Origin of the sequence: Arthrobacter sp. ZGTC131 (assembly GCF_002929275.1) — a bacterium.
GTDB lineage: Bacteria > Actinomycetota > Actinomycetes > Actinomycetales > Micrococcaceae > Arthrobacter.
This window is the reverse complement of sequence record NZ_PJIK01000001.1, coordinates 154,266-177,670: the sequence shown is the minus strand read 5'-3', so window position 1 is coordinate 177,670 and position 23,405 is coordinate 154,266. Positions and strand designations below refer to the sequence as shown.

Here is a 23,405-nt window from a genome sequence, read left to right as displayed (position 1 = left end):
CGAATGACTGCACATGCATTGAACCAGTCCTCGCCGCTCGCCCCGGACTGGCTCGCGGTGCCGTCGGACCTGAATGCCCTACACCCGCCCATGTGGGCTGCCGGAGTGGAGCGGAACGACGACGGCGAACTCGCCGTCGACGGCATTCCGGTCAGCACGCTGAAGGAACAGTTCGGCACGCCGCTGTTCGTCATGGGCGAGTCCGACTTCCGTGCCCGCGCCCGCGCGTTCAAGGATGCCTTCGACGACGCTTTTGCCGACATCTGCGGGGGAGTGGACGTCTACTACGCCGGCAAATCCTTCCTGTGCACGGCGGTGGCCACCTGGGTGGCGGAGGAAGGCCTGCGGCTCGACACGTGTTCCGGCGGTGAACTGGCCGTGGCCGCCCGGGCCGGCATCGACGGCGCCAACCTGAGCCTGCACGGCAACAACAAGTCCGATGCCGAGATCAACCGGGGCCTGGACATGAAACTCGGCCGGATCGTGGTGGACAGCCTGGACGAGCTGGAACGCGTGGCCAAAATCGCTTCGAGCCGGGGCGAGACCGCGAAAGTCATGCTGCGGCTGACTCCGGGGGTGCACGCCCACACCCACGAGTTCATCGCCACCGCCCATGAAGACCAGAAGTTCGGCCTCTCCATGGCGGAAGACTCCACGGATCAGGCAGGACTGTCCGCAGCCGAGGAAGCCGTGGCAGCGGCCACGAGCTATCCAGGCATCGAACTGCTCGGATTGCACTGCCATATCGGCTCGCAGATCTTCGAGCCAGACGGCTTTGCCCTTGCGGCCGAGAAACTCCTGGGCTTCCTGGCCGTGATGCAGCAGAAGTACTCCATCCAGCTCCCCGAGCTCGATCTCGGCGGCGGCTACGGCATCGCATACACGCCGGTGGACACCCCCCGCCCGGCAGCCGAAATCGCGCAGGCGATGGCCGCCGTCGTCCGCTCAAAATGCGCTGAGCTGGGCATTTCCGCTCCCCGGATCTCGATCGAGCCGGGAAGGGCCATCGTGGGCAGCAGCACGTTCACGCTGTACGAGGTCGGCACGCTGAAGACCGTCCGGGTGGACGCTCCGGCTGCGGGAACGGCCGGAGCGGCAGGGGACCAGCCAAAAAACGTTACGTACCCCCGCCGCTATGTGTCGGTGGACGGCGGCATGAGCGACAACGCCCGTCCGGTGCTCTACGACGCGGATTATTCCGCCATTGTCGCCTCGCGCTCCTCAGCCGCGGCGCCGCAGCTGTCCCGAGTAGTGGGCAAACATTGCGAGAGCGGCGACATAGTTGTTAGAGATGTATATCTGCCCGAGGACGTGGCAGCCGGTGATCTGCTCGCTGTACCGGGGACCGGCGCCTACTGCTGGGCCCTGTCAAGCAACTACAACTATCTGGCCCGGCCGGGCGTTGTCGCTGTGCGCGGCGGAGCTGCCCGGCTGATTGTCCGCGGGGAAACCGAAGAAGATCTGCTGAACCGCGACATGGGAGCCTGAATGACCGAATTGCGAACCCTGAAAGTGGCCCTGCTGGGCTGTGGCAACGTCGGGGCTCAGGTTGCGAGGATTCTCCTTGACGACGCCGGCGCCCTCGCCCCCCGGACGGGCGCAAACCTCGAGCTCACCGGCATTGCCGTGCGCAACCTCGACGCCGAACGTGAAGTGGATCTGCCGCGTGAGCTGTTCACCACGGACGCCGAAACTCTGGTCAAGGACGCCGACCTCGTGATCGAGCTGATGGGCGGCCTCGAGCCGGCCCGTTCGCTGATCCTCTCGGCCATCCAAAACGGCGCGAGCGTCGTCACCGGCAACAAGGCCCTCTTGGCGGCGGACGGCCCCACGCTCTACGAAGAGGCGGACCGGGCGGGCGTCGAGCTTTCCTACGAGGCCGCCGTGGCCGGCGCCATCCCCATCCTGCGCCCCATCCGCGACAGCCTGTCCGGTGACCGGATCACCCGCGTCCTGGGCATCGTCAACGGCACCACCAACTTCATCCTCGACCAGATGGACTCCACCGGCGCGCAGTTTGCCGATGCGCTGGCCGAGGCGCAGCGGCTCGGGTACGCCGAGGCGGATCCGACGGCCGACGTCGAAGGCCTGGACGCCGCCGCCAAGGCCGCGATCCTTGCCTCGCTGTCCTTCCACACCCGCTTTGACCTGGCCCACGTCCACTGCGAGGGCATCACCCGCGTCAGCGCCGCTGACATCGCGGCGGCCAAAGAGGCCGGGTTCGTCATCAAGTTACTGGCCATCGCCGAGAAGCTGACCGACGCAGAGGGCAACGACGGCGTCTCCGTCCGCGTACACCCCACGCTCCTCCCGCGCGAGCACCCGCTGGCGGCTGTCCGCGGGGCATTCAACGCCGTCTTCATTGAGGCCGAGAATGCCGGGGAGCTGATGTTCTACGGCCAGGGCGCCGGCGGAACCCCGACGGCGTCTGCCGTCCTGGGCGATCTCGTGTCGGCAGCCCGCCGGATCGTGCTGGGCGGCCCGGGGCGCATTGAATCCACCACCGGCCACGTCCCGGCACTGCCCATTGACGCCGTGTACACGAGTTACTACATCGGCCTGGACGTTGCGGACCAGACCGGCGTCCTGGCGCGGATTGCCCAGCTCTTCGCCGAGCATGGCGTCTCGATCGAAATCATGCGCCAGACCATCCACCGCGATGCCGACTCCAACATCGAATCCGCGGAACTGCGCATCGTGACGCACCGCGCAACCGAAGCTGCGCTGGCAGCAACCGTCGAGGCCGTCAAGGGCCTGGACGTCATCAATTCCGTTACATCCGTACTGCGGGTAGAAGGAGTCTAAGTGGCTCACCAATGGCGCGGTGTCATCCGCGAATACGCTGATCGTTTGCCCGTAACGGAATCCACAAAGGTCATCACCCTCGGTGAGGGCGGCACCCCGCTGGTCCACGCGCAGAAATTGTCCGAGCTGACCGGCTCTGAGGTGTACCTCAAGGTGGAAGGCATGAACCCCACCGGATCCTTCAAGGACCGCGGCATGACCATGGCCATGACCGCCGCCGTGGCGTCGGGCGCCAAGGCCGTGGTGTGCGCCTCCACCGGAAACACCTCGGCGTCGGCCGCTGCCTACGCCACAGCCGCCGGCCTGAAGTGCGCCGTGCTGGTGCCCGAGGGCAAGATCTCCATGGGCAAGCTCAGCCAGGCCATCGCGCACGGAGCCACCCTGCTGCAGGTCGACGGCAACTTCGACAACTGCCTGGACATTGCCCGCAAGCTGGGCGAGTCCTACCCCGTTTTCCTGGTGAACTCCGTCAACCCGGCCCGCATCCAGGGCCAGAAAACGGGCGCCTTCGAAATCGTTGACGCGCTCGGCGACGCCCCGGACATCCACGTGCTGCCGGTCGGCAACGCAGGAAACATCACCGCGTACTGGAAGGGCTACAAGGAGTACTCCGCGCCGTTCGAATCGGAGACAGCCGGCACCCTTCCCGCGGTTTCCACTCGGACTCCGCAGATGTGGGGATTCCAGGCCGCCGGTGCCGCACCGTTTGTGGCCGGCCACCCCATCACCGAGCCGGACACCATCGCCACGGCGATCCGGATCGGCAACCCGGCGTCGTGGGACGGCGCCATCGCGGCCCGCGATGAATCCGGCGGCTTTATCGATGCCGTGACGGACGACGAGATCCTGGCAGCGCACCGCTGGCTGTCCGCCAAGGAGGGCGTCTTCGTCGAGCCTGGCTCCGCCGCCGGCGTTGCGGGCCTGCTCAAGAAGCACGCAGCGGGCGAGGTTCCGTCCGGCAAGACCATCGTCATCACCGTCACCGGCCACGGACTGAAGGACCCCCAGTGGGCGCTGCGGACCGAAGACGGCAGTGACGTGCAGCCGGTCAAGGTGTCCAACGACGTCGTGACAGTTGCCGCCGAACTGGGACTGGAAGACAAATAGCCTTGGAAACCACCCTCACAGTCCCTGCCGAGTCTGCCGCCAGTTCGCCGGCAGTCCCGGCAGGGCAGCTGGTGACCGTACAGGTTCCGGCCACCAGCGCCAACCTTGGCCCCGGGTACGACAGCCTGGGACTGGCCCTGTCACTGCACGACACCCTGACGGTGGAGACGCTGGCCAGCGGTCAGCTTGAGTTCGAGCTCAGCGGTGAAGGCGCCGAAACGCTGCCCCGCGATGCAAGCCACCTGGTGGTCAAAGCCGTCACCGAGGCCCTGCATCGGTTGGGGTACCGGCATGACGGCCTCAGGATCACGGCAGACAACGTCAACCCGCACGGCCGCGGTCTGGGTTCCTCCGCGTCGGCAGTCGTCGCAGCGGTCACCGCAGCGAATGCGCTGGTCCCGGAGCAGTCCCGCCGCGGCAAGGACTGGATCCTGCAGCTGACCAGCGAGATGGAAGGTCACCCGGACAACGTCGCTCCCGCCATTTACGGCGGCCTGGCGCTGTCCTGGCAGGACAGTGACCAGTACAGCAGCACGTGCGCTGCTGTGGACGCTGCAGTCACCCCGGTCGTGGCCGTTCCGGACTATGAACTGTCCACGGAAGCGGCGCGCGCGTTGCTTCCGGCATCGATCGGCCATCACGCCGCCGCCATGAATGCCGGGCGGGCAGCGCTGTTGATCCACGCGCTGACGCAAAAGCCGGAATTCCTGCTGGCCGGCACAGAAGACTACCTGCACCAGAGCTACCGCGCGGAGGCCATGCGGCCCAGCGCTGCCCTGATCGAGGCCTTGCGCGGCGCGGGGCACGCAGCCGTTGTTTCCGGCGCGGGGCCCACTGTCCTGGTCCTCGCGAATGGCGAGGCGGAGGCCGCGGCCGTCGTTGAGTTTATCGGCGCATTTACCGCCGCGAACACGCCGGACATCAACTGGCGTGTGATGAAGCTGGCAGTGGACGTTGAAGGTGCTAAAGTGGGAGTGCACCGGCGGTAACACCGCAGTCAGTCAACGCAGTTTATGCGGTTAGACGGCGACTCTGTAGTCGAGAGGCCCTGCAGTCAAGAGAGCGTGCAGTCAAAGACCCTGAAATTGGCCAAGTTGCCTATCTGGTCCGCAACTGTTTCGATCTGCTGTTGCTTCGATCTCTTATTGCGCAATATTTTCGGTGCCGCCTGCTTGGCCTGACGCAGGATCCTGCAGAACCATTCTGTTTCCTGGATTGTCAGTCCGCCGCTCCTCCATTATTCGGAGCGTTGAAGGTGATCAGTATCCGGCTCTGCCGCGAATTCCATCCGGCAAGGCCGAAATCCCGGCTGCAGATCTGAACTGCGGCCCAGATCAAATCATCGCGTCCAGCTCCTAGTCTGGACGCCGTCGAGGGGGAAGGATCCTTCGTGACCGAAACCACTGAGCTGTCGCCAGCTGTGGACACATCATCTTCTGCTTCCGGATCGTTGACGGAAGCACCCGCCAAGAGCAGTGGCCTCGCCGGCCTCAAGCTCGCCCAGCTGCAGGCTCTTGCCAGCCAGCTCGGAATCTCTGGCGGTTCCCGCATGCGCAAGGGAGACCTGGTCTCGGCTATTTCCGCGCACCGTGCGGGCTCTTCGGCCAGCAAGGCTCCGGCCCGGGCTGCCGAGAAGGCGACTGACAACAGCGTGGCTGCGGCAAGCCCGGAGGCTCCGGCTGCCGACGCCACCGAAGCCCCCGCCCAGGAAGGGACCCGGGCACGTGGCCGCGGCCGCAGCCGCCGTGCGGTCAGTGACGGCGTGGTTTCTTCCAAGGTCGCCGAGCCCGCAGCTGAGCCTGCCGCCGAGGCCGCAGCTGCTCCGGCACCGGCCGAGGCAGCAGAACCGTCCGCCGGAGAGGGCGCCGAGCGCCGCCAGCCGCGTACCCGCAACCGCCGCCGCGGCGAGGCCGCCGCCACGGCGCCGCAGACCGCCGAGGCCGAAGCTCCGGCCGAAGCCGCTGCGCCGGAGGCACGGGAAACGGAGACACGCGGTGCTGAGACGCGCGAACAGGGCGGCGAAGCCGGCGAAGGCGGGCAGCGCACTGACCGCCGTGACAGCCGCACCCGCGGTGGCCGCGACGCAGCGGAAACCGCCACTGGCCGCGACAACCGCCGTGACGATAGCCGGGACGGCGATGACGCCGACGGCGGCAGCCGCCGCAACCGCCGCAACCGCCGCGACCGGAACGATCGCAACGAGCGGTCCGACAGCAGGGACAGCCGTGACGGCAACGCCCGCAACGACCGGTTCCGCGACCGCAACGACCGCCGTCGGGGACGCAGCCAGGGACCTGACGTCGACGACGTCGAGGTCACCGAGGACGACGTCCTGCTGCCCGTGGCAGGCATCCTGGACGTCCTGGAGAACTACGCCTTCATCCGGACCTCCGGCTACCTGCCCGGTCCCAACGACGTCTACGTATCCCTCGCCCAGGTCAAGAAGTACAACCTGCGCAAGGGCGACGCCGTCGTCGGCGCCATCCGCGCCCCCCGCGACGGCGAGGACCGCAGCCAGCAGTCCGCTCGCCAGAAGTTCAACGCCCTGGTCCGCGTGACGTCCGTCAACGGCAAGACCTCCGAAGAGCTCAAGGACCGCGTCGAGTTCGCCAAGCTGGTTCCGCTCTACCCGTCCGAGCGCCTGCGCCTCGAGACCGACCCCAAGAAGATCGGCCCCCGCGTCATCGACCTGGTTGCCCCGATCGGCAAGGGCCAGCGCGGCCTGATCGTTTCGCCGCCGAAGGCCGGCAAGACGCTCATCCTGCAGTCCATCGCCAACGCCATCACCACCAACAATCCTGAGGTCCACCTCATGATGGTGCTCGTTGACGAACGTCCTGAAGAAGTCACGGACATGCAGCGCACGGTCAAGGGCGAGGTCATTGCCTCCACCTTCGACCGTCCCGCGGATGACCACACGACCGTTGCCGAGCTTTCCATCGAACGCGCCAAGCGCCTCGTGGAAATGGGCATGGACGTTGTGGTGCTCCTCGACTCCATGACCCGCCTGGGCCGCGCCTACAACCTGGCAGCACCGGCCTCCGGCCGCATCCTGTCCGGTGGTGTCGACTCCGCCGCGCTGTACCCGCCGAAGCGCTTCTTCGGTGCAGCCCGCAACATCGAAAACGGCGGCTCGCTCACCATCCTGGCAACGGCCCTCGTGGAGACCGGTTCCAAGATGGACGAGGTCATCTTCGAAGAGTTCAAGGGCACCGGCAACATGGAGCTCCGCCTGTCCCGCCAGCTGGCCGACAAGCGCATCTTCCCGGCCGTGGACGTTAATGCGTCCGGTACCCGCCGCGAAGAGAACCTGCTTTCCCCCGAGGAAGTCAAGATCATGTGGAAGCTGCGCCGCGTCCTCTCCGGACTCGAAACGCAGCAGAGCCTTGAACTGCTGACCAACAAGATCCGGGAGACCCAGAGCAACGTCGAGTTCCTCATGCAGGTTCAGAAGACGACGCTTGGTGCTAAGTCGGATAACGACAAGTAGCTGAGTTCAGGGGCGGGGTGCGGTTACCTCGCGTGGTTCGCCGCGCGGGTTTTCCGCCCCCGCCCCTTCGCGTGGAGGCTCGATCCTTGCGGATCTGAGCCTCCACGCTCCGGCAGGCCCGAAGCCACTCCCTGGGCGGCAAGAACCGAACGGCTTAGCTGTTTGCTCACCTGCGCGGATTCCCCCTTCGCTTTTTGCGTTACTAGACTTGTAAGAGTCGAAAGAGGTTTTGAAAATGTTTGAGTCCGTACAGGGCCTGCTTGATGAGCATGATGCTATCCAGGCGCAGCTGGGGGATCCGGCTGTTTATGCTGATCAGCGGCTGGCGCGCAAGCTTGGGCGGCGGTCTGCACAGCTGAACGGCATCGTGGAGGCGTACCACAAGTGGCACGCGATTCAGGATGATCTCGCTGCTGCGAAGGAAATGGCTTCGGAGGATCCGGAGTTTGCGGCCGAGGTGCCCGAGCTTGAGGCTGCCCTGGAGTCGGCGGCTGCCAAGCTGCGCCGGCTGCTCATTCCGCGGGACCCGGACGATGCACGCAATGTGATCCTTGAAGTCAAAGGCGGTGAAGGCGGCGACGAGGCTGCCCTGTTCGCCGGCGATCTCCTCCGCATGTACACCCGCTACGCCGAATCGCGCGGCTGGAAGACCGAACTCATTTCCGCGACGGAATCCGATCTGGGCGGCTACAAAGACGTGCAGATGGCCGTCAAGGGAAGCTCGAACGATCCCGCCGAAGGCGTCTATGCCCGGCTGAAGTTCGAAGGCGGCGTGCACCGCGTGCAGCGCGTCCCTGTAACGGAGTCCCAGGGGCGCATCCACACGTCGGCTGCCGGCGTTCTCGTGCTGCCGGAAGTGGACGAGCCCGAAGAGCTCGAAATTAACCAGAACGACCTCAAGATCGACGTCTACCGGTCCTCGGGCCCGGGCGGCCAGTCGGTGAACACGACCGACTCCGCCGTGCGCATCACGCACCTTCCCACCGGCATCGTGGTGGCCATGCAGAACGAGAAGTCCCAGCTGCAAAACCGCGAAGCTGGCATGCGCGTTCTCCGCGCCCGCATTCTGGCCCACCAGCAGGAGCAGATCGACGCCGAGAACTCCGCCCAGCGCAAGTCGCAGATCCGCACCATGGACCGTTCGGAGCGGATCCGCACCTATAACTACCCGGAAAACCGGATCGCGGACCACCGCACCGGGTACAAGGCGTACAACCTGGACCAGGTCATGAACGGCGACCTCGAGCCGGTCATCCAGTCGGCCATCGAGATGGACGAGCAGGCACGCCTGGACGCCATCGGCGACTAGCCAGGAACACTGAAAACTCCATGACGTCCGAGTACATGGCGGCAGGCACCGCCCAGTCCCTGGCCGATGCCGTCAGCGAGGCCACGGCGATTCTTGCCGATGCCGGCGTGCCCAGCCCGAGGGTCGACGCCGAACTGCTGGCCGAGCATCTGTTGGGGGTCGGTCTCGGACGGCTGCGCGCCATGCTGCTGGGCGATGCCCCGGCGCCTGCGGGCTACGCGGAGCTGGTGGCCGAACGGGCCCGCCGCATTCCGCTGCAGCACATCACCGGCATCGCGCATTTCCGCTATCTTCAACTCGCGGTGGGTCCCGGCGTCTTCATTCCCCGCCCGGAAACCGAGTCCGTGGTCCAGCTGGTCATCGACCGGCTCCGGGAACTTGTCCGCGCCGGCGTGGCCCGACCCAAGGTGGTGGACCTGGGCACCGGATCCGGGGCCATCGCAGGGTCCGTGGCGCACGAGGTACCCGAAGCGGTGGTCCATGCGGTGGAGCACAGCGAATTTGCCCATGCGTGGGCGGCAAAAAACCTCCAGCCGCTGGGCGTCACTCTCGTTAGGGGGGACCTGCGGGACGCGCTGCAGGAGCTTAACGGAACCTTCGACGTCGTCGTGTCCAACCCGCCGTACATCCCCGCCGAGGCAATTCCGAACGAACCCGAAGTGGCCCTCCACGATCCGCCGGAGGCCTTGTACGGCGGCGGAGCCGACGGCATGGAACTTCCGACGGCGGCCGTGGCTTCTGCTGCCAGGCTGCTGGTGCCGGGCGGCTACTTCGTGATGGAACACGCCGAAGTCCAAGCTGCCTGGATTTCCGCCACGCTGGCCGGAACTGGGCAGTGGTCAGAAGTGACCACGCACCGTGACCTCAACGGCAAGGAACGGGCAACCAGCGCCGTCCTTGCCTCACCGCCCGCGCAGTAATGAAAGAATGAGGCAGTGACCACTACGTATAACTGCACAGCCGATGACGAGCGCACCGCAGGACTGGCCCACGCACGGCGTGCCATCCTCGAGAAGAAGTGCGTGGTCTTCCCCACGGATACCGTCTACGGGATTGCGGCGGACGCCTTTTCGCCGCAGGCCGTCACCATGCTGCTGGTTTCCAAAGGCCGCGGCCGGAACATGCCCCCTCCGGTGCTGATTCCGCGCCTCAACGCCCTTGATGGCCTGGCCACGGACGTGTCTGCGGAGGCACGTCAGCTGGCCGAGGCCTTCTGGCCCGGAGGCCTGACGCTGATTTTCCACGCCCAGCCGTCCCTTGACTGGGACCTGGGCGAGACGAAGGGCACCGTGGCCCTCCGGATCCCCGCGGATGAAGTGGCCCAGGACTTGCTGACTCTGACCGGGCCGCTGGCCGTCTCGTCAGCCAACAGGACCGGGCAGGCTCCGGCCCAGACCGCGTTCGAGGCCCGCTCCCAGCTGGCGGAATCCGTCGAAGTTTACCTCGAAGGCGGCTTCCGCCCGGTGGAAGGAACAGACGCCCTGCCGTCCACGATCGTGGACGCGACCTCCCTGCCGCTGCGGGTTGTCCGCGAGGGCGCCGTGAGCCTGGAACGGCTCCGGGAAGTGGTCCCGGGGGTGCTCGATATCGCTGGCAACGCGTCGGAGTCGTCCGGCGGTGCAGGTAATGACAGCGCCGCAGAAACTGACGGCGCAGCAGAGACAGAGGGCGCAGCGGAAACCGGCGACAAAGCACCCGGCGCGGAATGAAACTGCAGCGGCAGCAAATTCCCGTCCTCGGTGTGGACGCCACTCCGCTGGACGTCGCCGGACTCACGGAAGTCCTCGACAAGTTCGTGGCTGACGGAGGCACCCGGACCGTCGTCGGCCACAACCTCCATAGCGTGACGCTCTTCCATTCCGAACCGGAATTCCGCACGTTCTACGAGAACAGCGACGTCGTGCTGATCGACGGCGCACCCGTCCTGTGGCTCTGGGGGAGGGGCCGAAAGCTGGCCGGGCCCGTCATGGACTACCGGCTGGGTTCGACGGACTGGATCCCCGCGCTGGGGCAGGTCAGCGGCCTCAGGCGCATCGCCGTCGTCGGGGCCGGCCCCGTGGCCAACGCCAGGGCCGTCGCCAAGCTTCAGGCTATTGCGCCCGCGGCGTCAGTGTCCGGCATGCCGGGGGAGGGCTGGGACGAGGAACTCGAAGAAGAGGTGACCGCCTGGCTGGCCGAACAGCGCCCGCAGCTGGTACTCATCGGGCTGGGAATGCCCTTGCAGGAAAAGGTGCTGCGCCGCCGCCTCGACTCCCTTCCTCCCGCGGTCTACTGCGCCGTTGGCGGGGCCATCGAGCAGATCGCGGGAATCCAGAAGCTGGCGCCGCGCTGGCTTGGCCGCCTCGGCCTGGAGTGGGCGTGGCGGCTTCTGCTGCATCCGCGGCGCGTGGCATACCGCGTCTTCGGAGAGCCCTGGGTACTGCTCGGGCTCCTGGTTCGGCGCCGGCTCCGCGGGCAGCGCTAGCGGCTACGAAGCCACGACCAGCAGCTGGCCCCACCCGACGCCGGCGCCAATGCTAGAACTTCTGGTCCTTCAGCGGACCAAACCCCTTGCCGCGGAGTCCTGCCGAAAATGCCCTGAACCAGTCGGACAGACCGCGGAAATCGCCCCGGCGCAGGAAATAGCCGAGATACCCGCCGACGTCGGCAATCAGTGACTTGACCCGGACGTGGCGCCGGATCAGATAGCCGCGGTTGCGGTAGTAGTAATAGCGCTTGAACGCCGTCTCGGGGACGATGACGTGCCACCGGGCGCCAAAGACGTGCTTGGTTTCGGAAAATGCGTGCGGATGCGTGATGGCTGCCGTGGTGACCGTGCCGAAGCGGATGCCCGCCTTCCGCAGCCTGATGGTGAAGTCCACCTCGTCGCCCCGGATGAACAGGCGCATGTCCGGCAAGCCAACCTTGAAGAAAACATCGGAGCGGATTAGCGCCCCGTTGAAGAAGTGGCCGTCGTTCGGAAGGAACCCCACCTTTTCCAGTGCGCCCCGATCGTGGGTCACTTTGCCGTCCAGGCGGAAGAAAAAGGAGAGCCTGTCCGGGTGGCCGGGCGCCACCACAAGCGGAACAACTGCCTCCAGGTTCCGTGCTTCCGCCTCGCGGATCAGCGTGGCGAGGCATTCGGGGTCTGCCGGCTCGGCGTCGTCGTCCATCATCCAGATCCAGTCGGCCCCGCTGGCCACCGCCTTGAGGACGGCCAGGGAAAATCCGCCGGCCCCGCCGAGGTTGGCTTCAGAGCGGATGTAGTCCACATTTTCGTGCTGTCCGGCAACGTCTGCTGCCGGCACGGTGCCGCTGTCAACAAGGCAAATGGATGCCACGGGCGCGGTCTGGCCATTGATGGCTTTCAGGAGGACGGCGAGCTCATGGGGACGGTCAAACGTCACGGCAGCAACTGCGACCGACACTGGCATTGCGGGTTCCTTTCAGCACAGCCGCCGGCAAGTTTCCCGCCGGCATGAGGCCGTGTGACGCGAAGCCATGTAGCCGTTGGCGTTAGTATCTTGACTAGAGTCCACTGTAATACAGCCCTGTCAGGCACTATGTACTGCCTGTCTGTGCGCGCATGGCGACGGAGAAGTTTCATTTATTGCACGTCAGATCTACAGCTATTGAGCCCCCACAGTCCCCCAAGCCTCGTCGCGAACCTGCGGCAGCCTGAAGCCCGGTGCCATGCTGCTCCACGGCGGGTCAGCGGAGCAGGTGACGCGCCGTGATCATGTACCTGCTCATGATGCTGACCGCAGCCGTCGTCTCGTACGCGGCAACATGGGGCGCACGCCTGATAGGCAACCGGCTCGAGCTGTTCACGCCGATCCGCAGCCGTGACATGCATTCGAGCCCGGTGTCCCGGCTCGGCGGCCTCGGGATCTTCGCGGGAGTGCTGGTGGCACTGGTGGTCGCGAACCAGTCTTTTTTCGTCAAGGACATCTTCCACGGCAATTCGGCCCCCTGGGGCGTGCTGGCGGGGGCAGGCGTCATCGTCCTCGTTGGCGTTGCGGACGATCTCCTGGATCTGCGGTGGTGGGTCAAACTCATCGGGCAAAGCATCGCCGCCCTGGTAGTGGCGGTCTGGGGCGTCCGGATGACCATCATTCCGTTCGTTCCCGAGCCCATCCGCTTCGATTCGGACCCAGTCAACGTCCTCCTCACCGCCGGACTTATTGTCACGACGATGAATGCCTTCAACTTCATCGACGGACTGGACGGGCTGGCTGCGGGCGTGGCGATCATCGGCGGTTCGGCCTTCTTCCTCACCGCGTACTGGGTGCACCGGAACGCGCCGCTGCTTGACCGTTCAGACCTTGCGACGCTCCTGACGGCGGTGCTCGTGGGCAGCTGTCTGGGGTTCCTGCCCCACAACTGGTTTCCCTCGAAGATCTTTATGGGTGATTCCGGGGCGATGCTCATCGGCCTGCTGATGGCTTCGGCGGGTGTGGTCTCGACCGGCCAAATCAGCTCGGGGCTCTATGACCGCGTGAACGGTATCCCCACGATCGTCCCCATCCTGCTTCCCTTCGCCGTGCTCTTCCTGCCGCTGCTGGATCTCGGCCTTGCCGTCGTCCGGCGCACGGCCGTCGGCAGGTCGCCCTGGTCCGCCGACCGCGGCCACCTGCACCACAAGCTGATGGACATCGGGTACTCCCACCGCACGGCTGTGATGCTGCTGTACATGTGGACCGCCGTCCTCTCCTTCGGCGGACTCGCCTTCGCCGTTTACCCCTGGCAGATAGTCCTCGCGGTCGACATCGCGGCCACCCTGGTGATGGGGCTCCTTACGGCGTGGCCTTATCTCAGCCGCCGCGGCGTAGAAACGCCGGAATAACCCGCTTTCCGGAATATTTCTATCTCGTGTAGAATTCAGGGGCAGGTCTTTCCTGCACCACTCCACCCCCAGACCCCAAAGATTGGGTTCGCATGACCTCCAACGCCGAGCCCGGACCAACGTCCGGCAAAGGATTCGTTGGCGTCTCCGGCCCCACGCGGTCGCTGTGGCTCGGCCTGCTGGGAATCAGCTCCGCCGTTTCGGCTGCCGCCCTTGTCCTTGCGGGCATTGTGGCAGTGGCTCTGAATGGCTGGCCCGGACTGCTTTCGAGCAGCTTCGGCGGGCTGCTGGTGATGGCATTCTTTGCCATTAGCCTTTTGATCGGCCACTTCGTCGGACGCAACAACCCGTCCGGTGCCATCGGCCTGTTCGTGGCAACCTACTTCGTCAAGGTCATCGGTTTCGCGGTGGTCCTGTTCGCGGTTGGTGCGCCCGAGTGGCTGCACGGGCGCTGGTTCCTTATCGGAGCGGTCGTCGCTGTGGTGACCTGGCAGGCGGCTGAAATCTACGGTTTCAGCAAGGCCCGGCTGCAGATCTACAACGACCCCGAACCGAACAAGGGCAACACCGATGTCTAAGCGAAACCACCCCGGCAAAACTTCCTCCGGCGACCCCTCCAAAAGGTCCGGCGCCCCCGGCGTCTCAGGCGAAAATGGTGACGGCGGTTACAACGCTGGAATTGCCGTCTTTAGCTACATTATTGGCGGAATCATCGTCTGGAGTTTGATAGGGTGGGGTCTGGATTATCTGTGGGGAACCCGCTGGATTGTGCTCCTAGGCGCTCTGCTTGGAGCTGCGGGAGGGTTCTATCTGTCCCATATGCACGGCCTCACCAGTTCAAGGAATACAGCTGGCGGGAACAGTGCAGCCAGCGGCCCGTCTGAGGATGGGAACAGTAATGCCAAATAACTTTACGAGGGGGAGGGCGAGCATGAAGCACGCCGGACCCCGACCAACGCCCAACGATGGACACTGCAGAGAGGAAACGCGTTGATCGCGCTTGCGCTCCCGGCCCAAAATTCAGGAGTCTTCACGCCTCCCGGAATTGAAGAAATGCACCTGCCGGCAATCCTGCCGTGGGGTGCAGCAGACGGATTCTCCAAGCAGATGCTGCTGGTCATCCTGTCCGTTGTCATTATCGCAACATTCTTTCTGCTAGCTGCGCGGAAGCAGCAGCTGGTTCCTGGCAAACTGCAGTTCGCAGGCGAAATGGCCTATGGCTTCGTCCGCAACAGCATCGCCAAGGACATCATCGGCGGCAGAGACTTCATGAAGTACGTGCCCCTGTTGTTCAGCCTGTTCTTCTTCATCCTGGTGAACAACATCTACGGTGCCATCCCCGTACTCCAGCTGCCGAGCTTCTCGCACGTCGGCGGAGCCTACGTGCTGGCCGGCATCGTGTACTTCACCTGGATCGGCATCGGCATCAAGAAGAACGGCCTGAAGTACTTCAAGCTGGCTACGGTGCCGTCCGGAGTTCCGTTCTACATCCTGCCCATCGTGGTTCCGATCGAGATCATCTCCAACTTCCTGGTACGTCCCGTCACGCACAGCCTGCGTCTCTTCGCAACCATGCTGGCCGGTCACTTGATCGTCATGCTTGCCGGCTCCGGCATCGAATACCTGGTCATGCAGGAGAACGTCCTCCTGAAGGGCACATCAGTCCTGGTCCTCGCAGGCGCAATCGCCATGTACATGCTGGAAGCGCTGATCATGGCGCTCCAGGCCTACGTGTTCACGCTGCTGACAGCGATCTACATCGAAGGTGCCCTGCACGCGGACAGCCACTAGGCGCCCACAAACTTCCCTTTACGGGATGAAGCAAACCAAACAACCTGCCACAAAGATGGCATCTTGAAAGGAATAAAATGGAAGGCAATCTCAACCTCGTAGGTTACGGTCTGTCCGCAATCGGCGGTGGTATCGGTGTTGGTCTCGTGTTCGCCGCTTACATCAACGGCGTCGCACGTCAGCCGGAAGCACAGCGTGTGCTTCAGCCGATCGCGTTCCTCGGCCTTGCGCTGACTGAAGCCCTCGCCATCCTCGGCCTGGTCTTCGCTTTCGTTCTCTAGTCACGCTTCAGAACCAAGCGAATCCAAAACCGAGTAGATAAGGACGGGTGAATTATGAATCAGCTGATCATCTCAGCCGCCACCGAAGGGGCGACTAGCCCGCTCGTGCCCAACGTCTGGGAGATGGGCGTCGTCCTCGTCGGCTTTGCTGTCCTCATGTACATCGTGGTCAAGTTCATTGTCCCGATGTTCGAGAAGACGTTCGCAGAGCGTGCCGAGGCCATTGAAGGCGGCATCGCCAAGGCCGAGCAGGCGCAGGCTGAGGCTTCCGCCGCACTCGAAGAGTACAAGCAGCAGCTCACCGAGGCTCGTGCAGAAGCCAACCGCATTCGCGAGGAAGCCCGTGCCGAAGGCGCCCAGATCCTTGCGGAGCTGAAGGAGAAGGCTGCAGCCGAGTCTGCGCGCATCACTGCGCAGGCACACGTGCAGATCGAATCCGAGCGCCAGGCCGCCGTAGTGGCCCTGCGTTCAGAGGTGGGCACCCTCGCCACCACGCTGGCTGGCCGCATCGTTGGCGAGTCCCTCGAGGACGACCAGCGTTCGGCACGTGTTGTTGACCGCTTCCTGGCTGATCTGGAGAACCAGAACGCAGGTGTAGCAAAGTAATGGCAGGTGTATCGAGCGAATCGCTGACCAAAGCGCTGACCGAACTGGAGGCCAAGCTTCCGTTTGCATCGCTGCAGTTGGCAAAGGAACTCTTCGGAATCCTGGGAGCGATAGACAGCTCGGCTGGCTTGCGCCGAGCCCTGACTGACCCGTCCCGCAGCGGTGACGAAAAGTCGGCGCTGATCAGGAAACTGTTCGGCGGAAAAGTCTCCGCTGAGGCTGCGGACATCGCAGCCGGGCTGGCCAGCTCACGCTGGGCATCGGCGCGAGACATCGGCGATGCACTCGAGACGCTTGCCGCGACGGTAGTAATTGCCGTTGCTGAAAACAAGTCGGCCGTTTCTGCCTCCGGAATCACGGGGCTGGAAGAACTCGAGAACGATCTGTTCTCCTTCAACCAGGCCGTGGCGTCCAGCCACGAGGTGCAGCGTGCTCTGTCTGAACCGCAGGCCAGCGCCGCAGCAAAGATTGCCCTGGCGGAGAGGCTGGTTCCTGGCGCAAGCGAGGAAGCCAAAGTCCTCATCGGCCAGGCAGTGTCGCAGCCACGCGGATTGAAGTCCACCAAGCTGGTCGGCCGTTTTGCCGAGCTTGCAGCCAAGCGCCAGCAGCGGTGGATTGCAACGGTCAGCGTCACGCGTCCCATCACGGAGACGCAGGCCAGCCGTCTGCAGGCGGGGCTCAACTCCCTCTACGGGCGAGATCTGAAGATCAACACCACTGTTGATCCGATGCTGATCGGTGGAATCCGCGTGCAGGTTGGTGACGAAGTGCTCGACGCTTCCGTCATCACCCGCCTCATGGAGCTTCGCCGCCAACTGGCCGGCTAGCCGGACAAGCACAACTTAACTGATAGAAACCCCGGTCATCGTGAGCAACGATGATCACGAAAACAGGAGAGCAGGGACTGCAGATGGCCGAATTGACCATCAACGCCGACGACGTCCGTAATGCGTTGAACGAGTTCGCGGCGTCCTACGAACCCGGAAACGCAGAGCGCGTAGAGGTCGGCCGTGTGACCACCGCAAGTGACGGCATCGCCCGTGTTGAGGGCCTTCCCTCGGTCATGGCGAACGAGCTGCTTCGCTTCGAAGACGGCACGCTGGGCCTCGCCCAGAACCTCGACGTCCGCGAAATCGGTGTCATCATCCTCGGTGACTTCACGGGCATCGAAGAGGGCCAGGAAGTGCACCGCACCGGACAGGTTCTGTCCGTGCCGGTCGGTGACGCGTTCCTCGGACGTGTTGTTGACCCGCTGGGCGTGCCCATCGATGACCTCGGCGAGATCAAGGCTGAGACCACCCGTGCCCTGGAACTCCAGGCTCCGGGCGTGACCCAGCGTAAGTCTGTGCACGAGCCGATGCAGACCGGTCTGAAGGCTATCGACGCCATGATCCCGATCGGCCGCGGCCAGCGCCAGCTGATCATTGGTGACCGCCAGACGGGCAAGTCCGCAATTGCCATCGACACCATCATCAACCAGAAGGCCAACTGGGCTTCCGGTGACGTGAAGAAGCAGGTTCGCTGCGTCTACGTGGCAATCGGCCAGAAGGCGTCGACCATCGCCGCCATCCGCCAGACGCTCGAGGACAACGGCGCGCTGGAATACACCACGATCGTCGCTTCCCCGGCTTCTGACCCGGCCGGCTTCAAGTACCTGGCGCCCTATGCAGGTTCGGCCATCGGCCAGCACTGGATGTACGGCGGCAAGCACGTCCTCATCGTGTTCGATGACCTCTCCAAGCAGGCCGAGGCCTACCGTGCAGTTTCCCTGCTGCTCCGCCGCCCGCCGGGACGTGAAGCCTACCCGGGCGACGTCTTCTACTTGCACTCCCGCCTGCTGGAGCGTTGCGCGAAGCTCTCCGACGAGCTCGGCGCCGGCTCGATGACCGGCCTGCCGCTCATCGAGACCAAGGCAAACGACGTTTCCGCCTACATCCCGACCAACGTGATCTCCATTACCGATGGCCAGATCTTCCTGCAGTCGGACCTCTTCAACGCCAACCAGCGTCCTGCTGTTGACGTTGGCGTGTCGGTGTCCCGAGTTGGCGGCGCCGCACAGGTCAAGTCGATGAAGAAGGTCTCCGGTACCTTGAAGCTGGACCTCGCACAGTACCGCGACATGCAGGCCTTCGCGATGTTCGCATCGGACCTCGATGCCGCATCCCGCCAGCAGCTCACCCGTGGTGCACGCCTTATGGAACTGCTCAAGCAGGGTCAGTACTCGCCGTTCCCGGTCGAGAACCAGGTTGTGTCCATCTGGGCAGGAACGCAGGGCCACCTGGATGACGTCCCGGTCGAGGACATCAGCCGCTTCGAGTCCGAGTTCCTGGAGCACCTGAAGCACAAGTCCTCCATCCTCACCACGCTGGCGCAGACCAGCGTTCTGGACGATGACACCGCAGAAGCACTGAAGACCGCGATCGTGGACTTCAAGAAGGGCTTCTTCGGCGAGGGAGACAACCATCTGGTAGGTGCCGGCCACGAGGAGCATGATGCTATCTCCGAGGGCCAGGTCGACCAGGAAAAAATCGTCAGGCAGAAGCGCTAGTTTCGTTGGCAGGGACTGCCGGCACCGCTCAAGGTTCCGGCAGTCCCGGCCATCGGGATCTTAGGAAAGGATAAGTATGGGAGCCCAGATTCGGGTCTACCGCCAGAAGATCGCCTCGACGACGTCGATGCGCAAGATCTTCAAGGCGATGGAACTGATCGCTACCTCGCGCATCGGCAAGGCCCGCGCACGCGTAGCAGCTTCACTGCCTTACGCGAACGCAATCACCCGCGCCGTTTCTGCTGTCGCAAGCCAGAGCGAAATCGACCACCCTTTGACCACCGAGCCGGAGCAAATCCGCCGCGCCGCAGTCCTGGTAATCACCTCGGACCGTGGCCTGGCAGGTTCCTACTCCGCGAGCGTCCTGAAGCAGGCCGAGGGCCTGAACGAGCTGCTCCGCGCCGAAGGCAAGGAAGTCAAGACGTACCTCGTCGGCCGCAAGGCACAGGCGTACTTCGACTTCCGGGGCCGCCCCTACGGGCGGGTCTGGACCGGCGGCACTGATGCACCGGAGTTTGCCACGGCGCAGGAAGTCGGCGCGGCATTGCTGGAGGACTTCGCAACGGACTTCGAAGAGGGCGGCGTGGATGAGATCCACGTCGTTTACACCCGATTCAAGTCCATGGTGACGCAGGAGCCGACGGTCATCCGTCTTCTTCCCCTCGAAGTTGTGGAAGAGCAGGCTGCTTCCGAATCGGAGCTGCTGCCCTTGTACGAATTCGAGCCGGAGCCGGAGCAGGTTCTCAATGCCCTGCTGCCCCGGTACATCGAAGCCCGTATTTTTGCGGCCATGCTGCAGGCAGCGGCTTCCGAGCTCGCGGCGCGCCAGCGGGCCATGAAGTCTGCCGGCGACAACGCCACAGACCTCATCAAGAAGTACACGCGTCTGCGCAACACCGCCCGCCAGGCTGAGATTACGCAGGAGCTTTCCGAAATCGTGGCCGGCGCCGACGCTCTCGCGTCGTAGCCGGGCGGATCTTGGATCCAGCCACACCTGCACCAAAGAACATAAACTTAACCCACGCCATCTACTGAGTGAAGTGAGAGAGATGACTGCCACCGCTACCGAACACGTAGCCGCAACGTCCGGTGCAACCGGCCGTATTGCACGTGTTATTGGCCCGGTTGTCGACGTCGAATTCCCGGCTGACGCAATCCCCTCGATTTACCACGCACTCACCACCGAGATCACTCTCAACGGTGAGACCAAGACCATCACGTTCGAGACGTCCCAGCACCTGGGTGACAACCTCGTTCGCGCTATTGCCCTGCAGGCCACCGACGGACTCGTCCGCGGCACGGCTGTAATCAACACCGGTTCCCCGATTTCCGTGCCCGTGGGCGACGGCGTCAAGGGCCACATCTTCAACGTCCTCGGCAAGCCGCTTGACGTTCACGAGTCCGAAATCCAGGCGTCGGATTACTGGCCGATTCACCGCAAGGCTCCGGCCTTCGCGTCCCTCGAGGGCTCCACGGAGATGCTCGAGACCGGCATCAAGGTCATCGACCTTCTCACCCCGTACATCAAGGGTGGAAAGATCGGCCTGTTCGGCGGCGCCGGCGTCGGCAAGACCGTTCTCATCCAGGAAATGATCACCCGTGTTGCCCGCAACTTTGGCGGCACCTCGGTGTTCGCCGGTGTCGGCGAGCGTACGCGTGAAGGTAACGACCTCTGGGTTGAAATGGAAGAGGCTGGCGTCCTCAAGGACACCGCCCTTGTCTTCGGCCAGATGGATGAGCCGCCGGGAACGCGCCTGCGCGTTGCACTGTCGGCCCTGACCATGGCGGAGTACTTCCGCGATGTCCAGAACCAGGACGTGCTGCTCTTCATCGACAACATCTTCCGCTTCACGCAGGCAGGCTCCGAGGTTTCCACCCTTCTCGGCCGCATGCCGTCCGCCGTTGGCTACCAGCCGAACCTTGCAGACGAGATGGGCCTCCTCCAGGAGCGCATCACGTCCACCAAGGGCCACTCCATCACCTCGATGCAGGCCATCTACGTTCCCGCGGATGACTACACCGACCCGGCACCGGCCACCACGTTCGCGCACCTCGACGCCACCACGGAACTTTCCCGTGAAATCGCCTCCCGTGGCCTGTACCCGGCCGTGGACCCGCTGACGTCGACGTCCCGAATCCTGGACCCGCAGTACATCGGCAAGGACCACTACAACACGGCTGTCCGTGTGAAGCAGATCCTGCAGAAGAACAAGGAACTCCAGGACATCATCGCCATCCTCGGTGTTGACGAACTGTCCGAAGAAGACAAGATCGTAGTGTCGCGTGCACGCCGTATCCAGCAGTTCCTGTCGCAGAACACCTACACCGCCAAGCAGTTCACCGGCGTTGAAGGCTCGACCGTTTCCATCAAGGACACCGTTGAAGGCTTCACCGCAATCTGCGACGGCGACCTCGACCACATTGCAGAGCAGGCGTTCTTCAACGTCGGCGGCCTGGATGACGTTGAGCGCCAGTGGGCCAAGATCCAGGAACAGACCAAGTAATATGGCTGAGCTTGAGGTTGAGATTGTCGCGGCGGACCACTTCGTGTGGTCCGGAGCGGCCAAGATGGTCAAGGCCCGCACCAGCGATGGTGAAATCGGAATCCTGCCCGGCCACTCGCCCGTACTGGCGATTTTGGCCGAGGGTGAACTGGCAATCGAGCCTGTTTCCGGTGACCGCATTGCTGTAGTTGTTGACGGCGGATTCTTCTCCGTGGACAACAACCGCGTGGTCATTGTTGCTGACAACGCCCAGCTGGGTGAAGCGGCCACTGCGGGGATCCGCTAGCACGACCTTGATGGACGTTACTGGTTTTCCGTTCATCGCAATAGCAACCGTCTTCGCGTTGCTGATCTTTACGCTGTGCCTTTTCGGGGTGCGCCGCTTCAACCTGCGGCGCGCCCTGGGCACGGTGGACGCCTCCATTTGCACAGCTGGTAAGAGCTGGCAGATGGGGGTTTGTCGTTATCAGGACAACGAGCTGGAGTGGTTCAAGCTGCTCTCGCTCAGCGTCCGTCCCCGGCACCGCTTCAAGCGCAGTTCGCTGGAGCTCCTGGGTCGGCGGCAGCCCACGGAGGCTGAGCTGGTCAAGGTCCAGCCGGATGTCGTCATCGTTGAGCTGCGCTATGAGGGCCAGGATGTCTTCCTGGCGATGAAGTTTGACGCCTACACGGGATTATCCTCGTGGCTCGAAGCCGGCCCGGTCATCGGGGTCGGTACTTGGCGCTGAATTCCCGACGCCTGATCAAACCGCCTGCCGGTGAATGTTTCAGGTCCTGAAAATATCCATGACACAAAAAATGATCCCCGGCACGAATGCCGAGGATCATTTGTTTTAAGGCAATTCCCGTCAGGGAAGTCCTCAATGAATTAGACGAGCGTTACGCCGGTGGCCTGAGGGCCCTTGGCGCCCTGACCGATTTCGAACTGAACGCGCTGGTTCTCGTCGAGGGTCTTGAAGCCACCCGTCTGGATCTCGGAGTAGTGAACGAAGACATCGCCATCGGAGTCGTCCGGGGTGATGAAGCCGAAGCCCTTTTCAGCGTTGAACCACTTGACGGTTCCCTGTGCCATTTATTTCTCCTCATTGTGGAACTAAATTAAGGCCAGCACACTTCGTACTGGTCTTGGTCACTCCGCGAGAAGAATCCTGGCTGCAGCCCCGGTAAGTCCGGAAATGCGTTGCAGGAGCTTCGCGCTCGCAACATGTCTTGCGAGCATGAAAAACACCTACACAAAGACTGATACAAGAATTTCATGACAGCACGATCTGGTCAACGGGCAAAACGCGGAATCGCATAAATTTTGGGCAAATCCAAAGTAAACGTGCGGTCTTGGACGTATTGCCTGGTCTGTGGAACGTCAGAACAGCCTGGACTCGATATCATCAACGCCGCGCATGGCATCGTAGTCCAGCGTGATGCAGTCAATTCCGCGGTCGGTTGCAAGCACGCGGGCCTGCGGCTTGATTTGCTGGGCCGCGAAGATCCCGCGGACAGGAGCGAGCAAGGGATCCCTGTTCAGCAGTTCCAGGTACCGCGTCAGCTGCTCCACGCCGTCGATGTCGCCGCGGCGTTTGAGCTCTATGGCCACTGTGGACCCGTCCGCGTCCCTGGCCAGAATGTCCACGGGACCGATGGCCGTGAAGTACTCGCGCCGGATGAGGGAGAAGCCCGCTCCGAGCCTTTCGATCTGGTCGGCCAGGAGGCGCTGCAGATCGGCCTCCACGCCGTCCTTGATCAGGCCGGGGTCCTGGCCCAGTTCATGCGAGGTGTCATGGAGCTGTTCATGGATGTTGATGATCAGCCTGTCGTCCGTCTTGGCGGACTGGACCGTCCACTGCTCGATGACGCCTACTTCGACGTCGATGTCTTCAGCAGAGGTCACGCGCAGCGTGGCGGGAGGGCTCATCCAGTTCAGCGGCTTGTACGAGCCGCCGTCGGAGTGGACCAGCACCGACCCGTCAGCCTTCACCAGCAGGAGCCTGGTGGCGAGGGGGAGATGGGCTTTGAGCCGGCCAACATAATCAACGGAACAACGGGCTATGACTAGACGCACGCCGTACACACTACCGCGTCGGCAGCGGGCACTGCGCACCGGGCTGCCGGCATGACTCCCGGGCCTGGGACTGGAGGCCGGCA

The 23,405-nt window shown here is 63.8% G+C and carries 24 protein-coding genes; 21 read left to right on the top strand and 3 right to left on the bottom strand.

Features of this window, described 5'->3' with window-relative positions:
* The first annotated feature begins 3 nt into the window (after positions 1-3).
* The 9 genes from lysA (at position 4) to CXQ90_RS00780 (ending at position 11,175) form a co-directional block, all read left to right on the top strand.
* Complete coding sequence (lysA, locus tag CXQ90_RS00820) at positions 4-1,488, top strand: diaminopimelate decarboxylase (protein ID WP_104136238.1); 1,485 nt, start codon at positions 4-6, stop codon at positions 1,486-1,488.
* The gene (locus tag CXQ90_RS00815) at positions 1,489-2,805 is read left to right on the top strand and encodes a homoserine dehydrogenase (RefSeq protein WP_104136236.1); all 1,317 of its coding nucleotides are present in this window, start codon (positions 1,489-1,491) and stop codon (positions 2,803-2,805) included.
* Entirely contained in the window at positions 2,806-3,912 is a 1,107-nt protein-coding gene (gene thrC, locus CXQ90_RS00810; protein WP_104136235.1) for a threonine synthase, read from the top strand.
* A gap of 2 nt (positions 3,913-3,914) precedes the next feature.
* Entirely contained in the window at positions 3,915-4,901 is a 987-nt protein-coding gene (gene thrB / locus CXQ90_RS00805; RefSeq protein WP_104136233.1) for a homoserine kinase, read from the top strand.
* Between the two features lie 401 nt (positions 4,902-5,302).
* A complete protein-coding gene (gene rho, locus CXQ90_RS00800) occupies positions 5,303-7,402 on the top strand; it encodes a transcription termination factor Rho (protein ID WP_104136231.1) in 2,100 nt (699 codons plus the stop codon).
* A gap of 235 nt (positions 7,403-7,637) precedes the next feature.
* Positions 7,638-8,711: a peptide chain release factor 1 gene (gene prfA, locus CXQ90_RS00795; RefSeq protein ID WP_104136229.1), complete on the top strand. Its 1,074-nt coding sequence runs from the start codon at positions 7,638-7,640 to the stop codon at positions 8,709-8,711.
* A gap of 20 nt (positions 8,712-8,731) precedes the next feature.
* Positions 8,732-9,631 carry a peptide chain release factor N(5)-glutamine methyltransferase gene (gene prmC, locus CXQ90_RS00790; protein WP_258064261.1) on the top strand — a complete coding sequence of 300 codons (900 nt, stop codon included), beginning with the start codon at positions 8,732-8,734 and terminating at the stop codon, positions 9,629-9,631.
* 15 nt (positions 9,632-9,646) lie between these two features.
* Positions 9,647-10,420, top strand: a complete 774-nt coding sequence (locus CXQ90_RS00785) for an L-threonylcarbamoyladenylate synthase (protein ID WP_104136228.1) — start codon at positions 9,647-9,649, stop codon at positions 10,418-10,420.
* A complete protein-coding gene (locus tag CXQ90_RS00780) occupies positions 10,417-11,175 on the top strand; it encodes a WecB/TagA/CpsF family glycosyltransferase (RefSeq protein ID WP_104136226.1) in 759 nt (252 codons plus the stop codon). Before CXQ90_RS00785 ends, CXQ90_RS00780 begins: the two co-directional genes overlap by 4 nt.
* Before the next feature lie 52 nt (positions 11,176-11,227).
* Here the strand turns inward: CXQ90_RS00780 and CXQ90_RS00775 are convergent, their stop codons facing one another.
* Entirely contained in the window at positions 11,228-12,124 is an 897-nt protein-coding gene (locus CXQ90_RS00775) for a glycosyltransferase (RefSeq protein WP_104136224.1), read from the bottom strand.
* A 299-nt stretch (positions 12,125-12,423) separates the two neighbouring features.
* Between CXQ90_RS00775 and CXQ90_RS00770 the strand changes: the two genes are divergently transcribed.
* The 12 genes from CXQ90_RS00770 to CXQ90_RS00715 all read left to right on the top strand — a co-directional run bounded on the left by CXQ90_RS00770 (position 12,424) and on the right by CXQ90_RS00715 (position 21,994).
* Positions 12,424-13,536, top strand: a complete 1,113-nt coding sequence (locus CXQ90_RS00770) for an MraY family glycosyltransferase (RefSeq protein ID WP_104136223.1) — start codon at positions 12,424-12,426, stop codon at positions 13,534-13,536.
* Between the two features lie 92 nt (positions 13,537-13,628).
* Complete coding sequence (locus tag CXQ90_RS00765) at positions 13,629-14,114, top strand: hypothetical protein (RefSeq protein WP_104136221.1); 486 nt, start codon at positions 13,629-13,631, stop codon at positions 14,112-14,114.
* Complete coding sequence (locus CXQ90_RS22760; RefSeq protein WP_104136220.1) at positions 14,107-14,445, top strand: hypothetical protein; 339 nt, start codon at positions 14,107-14,109, stop codon at positions 14,443-14,445. Before CXQ90_RS00765 ends, CXQ90_RS22760 begins: the two co-directional genes overlap by 8 nt.
* 81 nt (positions 14,446-14,526) lie before the next feature.
* Positions 14,527-15,327: a F0F1 ATP synthase subunit A gene (atpB, locus tag CXQ90_RS00755; protein ID WP_104136218.1), complete on the top strand. Its 801-nt coding sequence runs from the start codon at positions 14,527-14,529 to the stop codon at positions 15,325-15,327.
* 77 nt (positions 15,328-15,404) lie between these two features.
* Positions 15,405-15,608 (top strand): ATP synthase F0 subunit C, encoded by a 204-nt coding sequence (gene atpE / locus CXQ90_RS00750; protein WP_009356484.1) that lies wholly within the window; start codon positions 15,405-15,407, stop codon positions 15,606-15,608.
* A 54-nt stretch (positions 15,609-15,662) separates the two neighbouring features.
* A complete protein-coding gene (locus CXQ90_RS00745) occupies positions 15,663-16,214 on the top strand; it encodes a F0F1 ATP synthase subunit B (protein WP_104136217.1) in 552 nt (183 codons plus the stop codon).
* Positions 16,214-17,041 (top strand): F0F1 ATP synthase subunit delta, encoded by an 828-nt coding sequence (locus CXQ90_RS00740; RefSeq protein ID WP_104136215.1) that lies wholly within the window; start codon positions 16,214-16,216, stop codon positions 17,039-17,041. The genes CXQ90_RS00745 and CXQ90_RS00740 overlap by 1 nt, the downstream gene beginning before the upstream one ends.
* 83 nt (positions 17,042-17,124) lie before the next feature.
* Positions 17,125-18,762 (top strand): F0F1 ATP synthase subunit alpha, encoded by a 1,638-nt coding sequence (gene atpA / locus CXQ90_RS00735; protein WP_104136846.1) that lies wholly within the window; start codon positions 17,125-17,127, stop codon positions 18,760-18,762.
* Positions 18,763-18,838: 76 nt separating this feature from the next.
* On the top strand, positions 18,839-19,729 hold the full coding sequence (locus tag CXQ90_RS00730) for a F0F1 ATP synthase subunit gamma (RefSeq protein WP_104136214.1): 891 nt from the start codon (positions 18,839-18,841) through the stop codon (positions 19,727-19,729).
* A gap of 82 nt (positions 19,730-19,811) precedes the next feature.
* Positions 19,812-21,266, top strand: a complete 1,455-nt coding sequence (gene atpD, locus CXQ90_RS00725) for a F0F1 ATP synthase subunit beta (RefSeq protein WP_104136212.1) — start codon at positions 19,812-19,814, stop codon at positions 21,264-21,266.
* Between the two features lies 1 nt (position 21,267).
* A complete protein-coding gene (locus tag CXQ90_RS00720; RefSeq protein WP_104136211.1) occupies positions 21,268-21,552 on the top strand; it encodes a F0F1 ATP synthase subunit epsilon in 285 nt (94 codons plus the stop codon).
* 10 nt (positions 21,553-21,562) lie between these two features.
* Positions 21,563-21,994 carry a DUF2550 domain-containing protein gene (locus CXQ90_RS00715; RefSeq protein WP_104136209.1) on the top strand — a complete coding sequence of 144 codons (432 nt, stop codon included), beginning with the start codon at positions 21,563-21,565 and terminating at the stop codon, positions 21,992-21,994.
* Positions 21,995-22,134: 140 nt separating this feature from the next.
* Here CXQ90_RS00715 and CXQ90_RS00710 read toward each other — a convergent pair whose 3' ends face one another.
* Positions 22,135-22,338, bottom strand: a complete 204-nt coding sequence (locus tag CXQ90_RS00710; protein WP_011692441.1) for a cold-shock protein — start codon at positions 22,336-22,338, stop codon at positions 22,135-22,137.
* A 288-nt stretch (positions 22,339-22,626) separates the two neighbouring features.
* Positions 22,627-23,322 (bottom strand): endonuclease NucS, encoded by a 696-nt coding sequence (gene nucS, locus CXQ90_RS00705; protein ID WP_104136844.1) that lies wholly within the window; start codon positions 23,320-23,322, stop codon positions 22,627-22,629.
* Between the last annotated feature and the right edge of the window lie 83 nt (positions 23,323-23,405).

What these genes read in the sequence shown, in the direction of transcription:
- CXQ90_RS22760 (WP_104136220.1), top strand. Translation starts at nt 14,107, where the DNA reads ATGTCTAAGCGAAACCACCCCGGCAAAACTTCCTCCGGCGACCCCTCC.
- CXQ90_RS00815 (WP_104136236.1), top strand. Translation starts at nt 1,489, where the DNA reads ATGACCGAATTGCGAACCCTGAAAGTGGCCCTGCTGGGCTGTGGCAAC.
- atpE (WP_009356484.1), top strand. Translation starts at nt 15,405, where the DNA reads ATGGAAGGCAATCTCAACCTCGTAGGTTACGGTCTGTCCGCAATCGGC.
- CXQ90_RS00720 (WP_104136211.1), top strand. Translation starts at nt 21,268, where the DNA reads ATGGCTGAGCTTGAGGTTGAGATTGTCGCGGCGGACCACTTCGTGTGG.
- CXQ90_RS00740 (WP_104136215.1), top strand. Translation starts at nt 16,214, where the DNA reads ATGGCAGGTGTATCGAGCGAATCGCTGACCAAAGCGCTGACCGAACTG.
- CXQ90_RS00780 (WP_104136226.1), top strand. Translation starts at nt 10,417, where the DNA reads ATGAAACTGCAGCGGCAGCAAATTCCCGTCCTCGGTGTGGACGCCACT.
- CXQ90_RS00765 (WP_104136221.1), top strand. Translation starts at nt 13,629, where the DNA reads ATGACCTCCAACGCCGAGCCCGGACCAACGTCCGGCAAAGGATTCGTT.
- CXQ90_RS00775 (WP_104136224.1), bottom strand. Translation starts at nt 12,124, where the DNA reads ATGCCAGTGTCGGTCGCAGTTGCTGCCGTGACGTTTGACCGTCCCCAT.
- prfA (WP_104136229.1), top strand. Translation starts at nt 7,638, where the DNA reads ATGTTTGAGTCCGTACAGGGCCTGCTTGATGAGCATGATGCTATCCAG.
- CXQ90_RS00745 (WP_104136217.1), top strand. Translation starts at nt 15,663, where the DNA reads ATGAATCAGCTGATCATCTCAGCCGCCACCGAAGGGGCGACTAGCCCG.
- lysA (WP_104136238.1), top strand. Translation starts at nt 4, where the DNA reads ATGACTGCACATGCATTGAACCAGTCCTCGCCGCTCGCCCCGGACTGG.
- CXQ90_RS00730 (WP_104136214.1), top strand. Translation starts at nt 18,839, where the DNA reads ATGGGAGCCCAGATTCGGGTCTACCGCCAGAAGATCGCCTCGACGACG.
- CXQ90_RS00710 (WP_011692441.1), bottom strand. Translation starts at nt 22,338, where the DNA reads ATGGCACAGGGAACCGTCAAGTGGTTCAACGCTGAAAAGGGCTTCGGC.
- prmC (WP_258064261.1), top strand. Translation starts at nt 8,732, where the DNA reads ATGACGTCCGAGTACATGGCGGCAGGCACCGCCCAGTCCCTGGCCGAT.
- CXQ90_RS00715 (WP_104136209.1), top strand. Translation starts at nt 21,563, where the DNA reads ATGGACGTTACTGGTTTTCCGTTCATCGCAATAGCAACCGTCTTCGCG.
- atpD (WP_104136212.1), top strand. Translation starts at nt 19,812, where the DNA reads ATGACTGCCACCGCTACCGAACACGTAGCCGCAACGTCCGGTGCAACC.
- atpA (WP_104136846.1), top strand. Translation starts at nt 17,125, where the DNA reads ATGGCCGAATTGACCATCAACGCCGACGACGTCCGTAATGCGTTGAAC.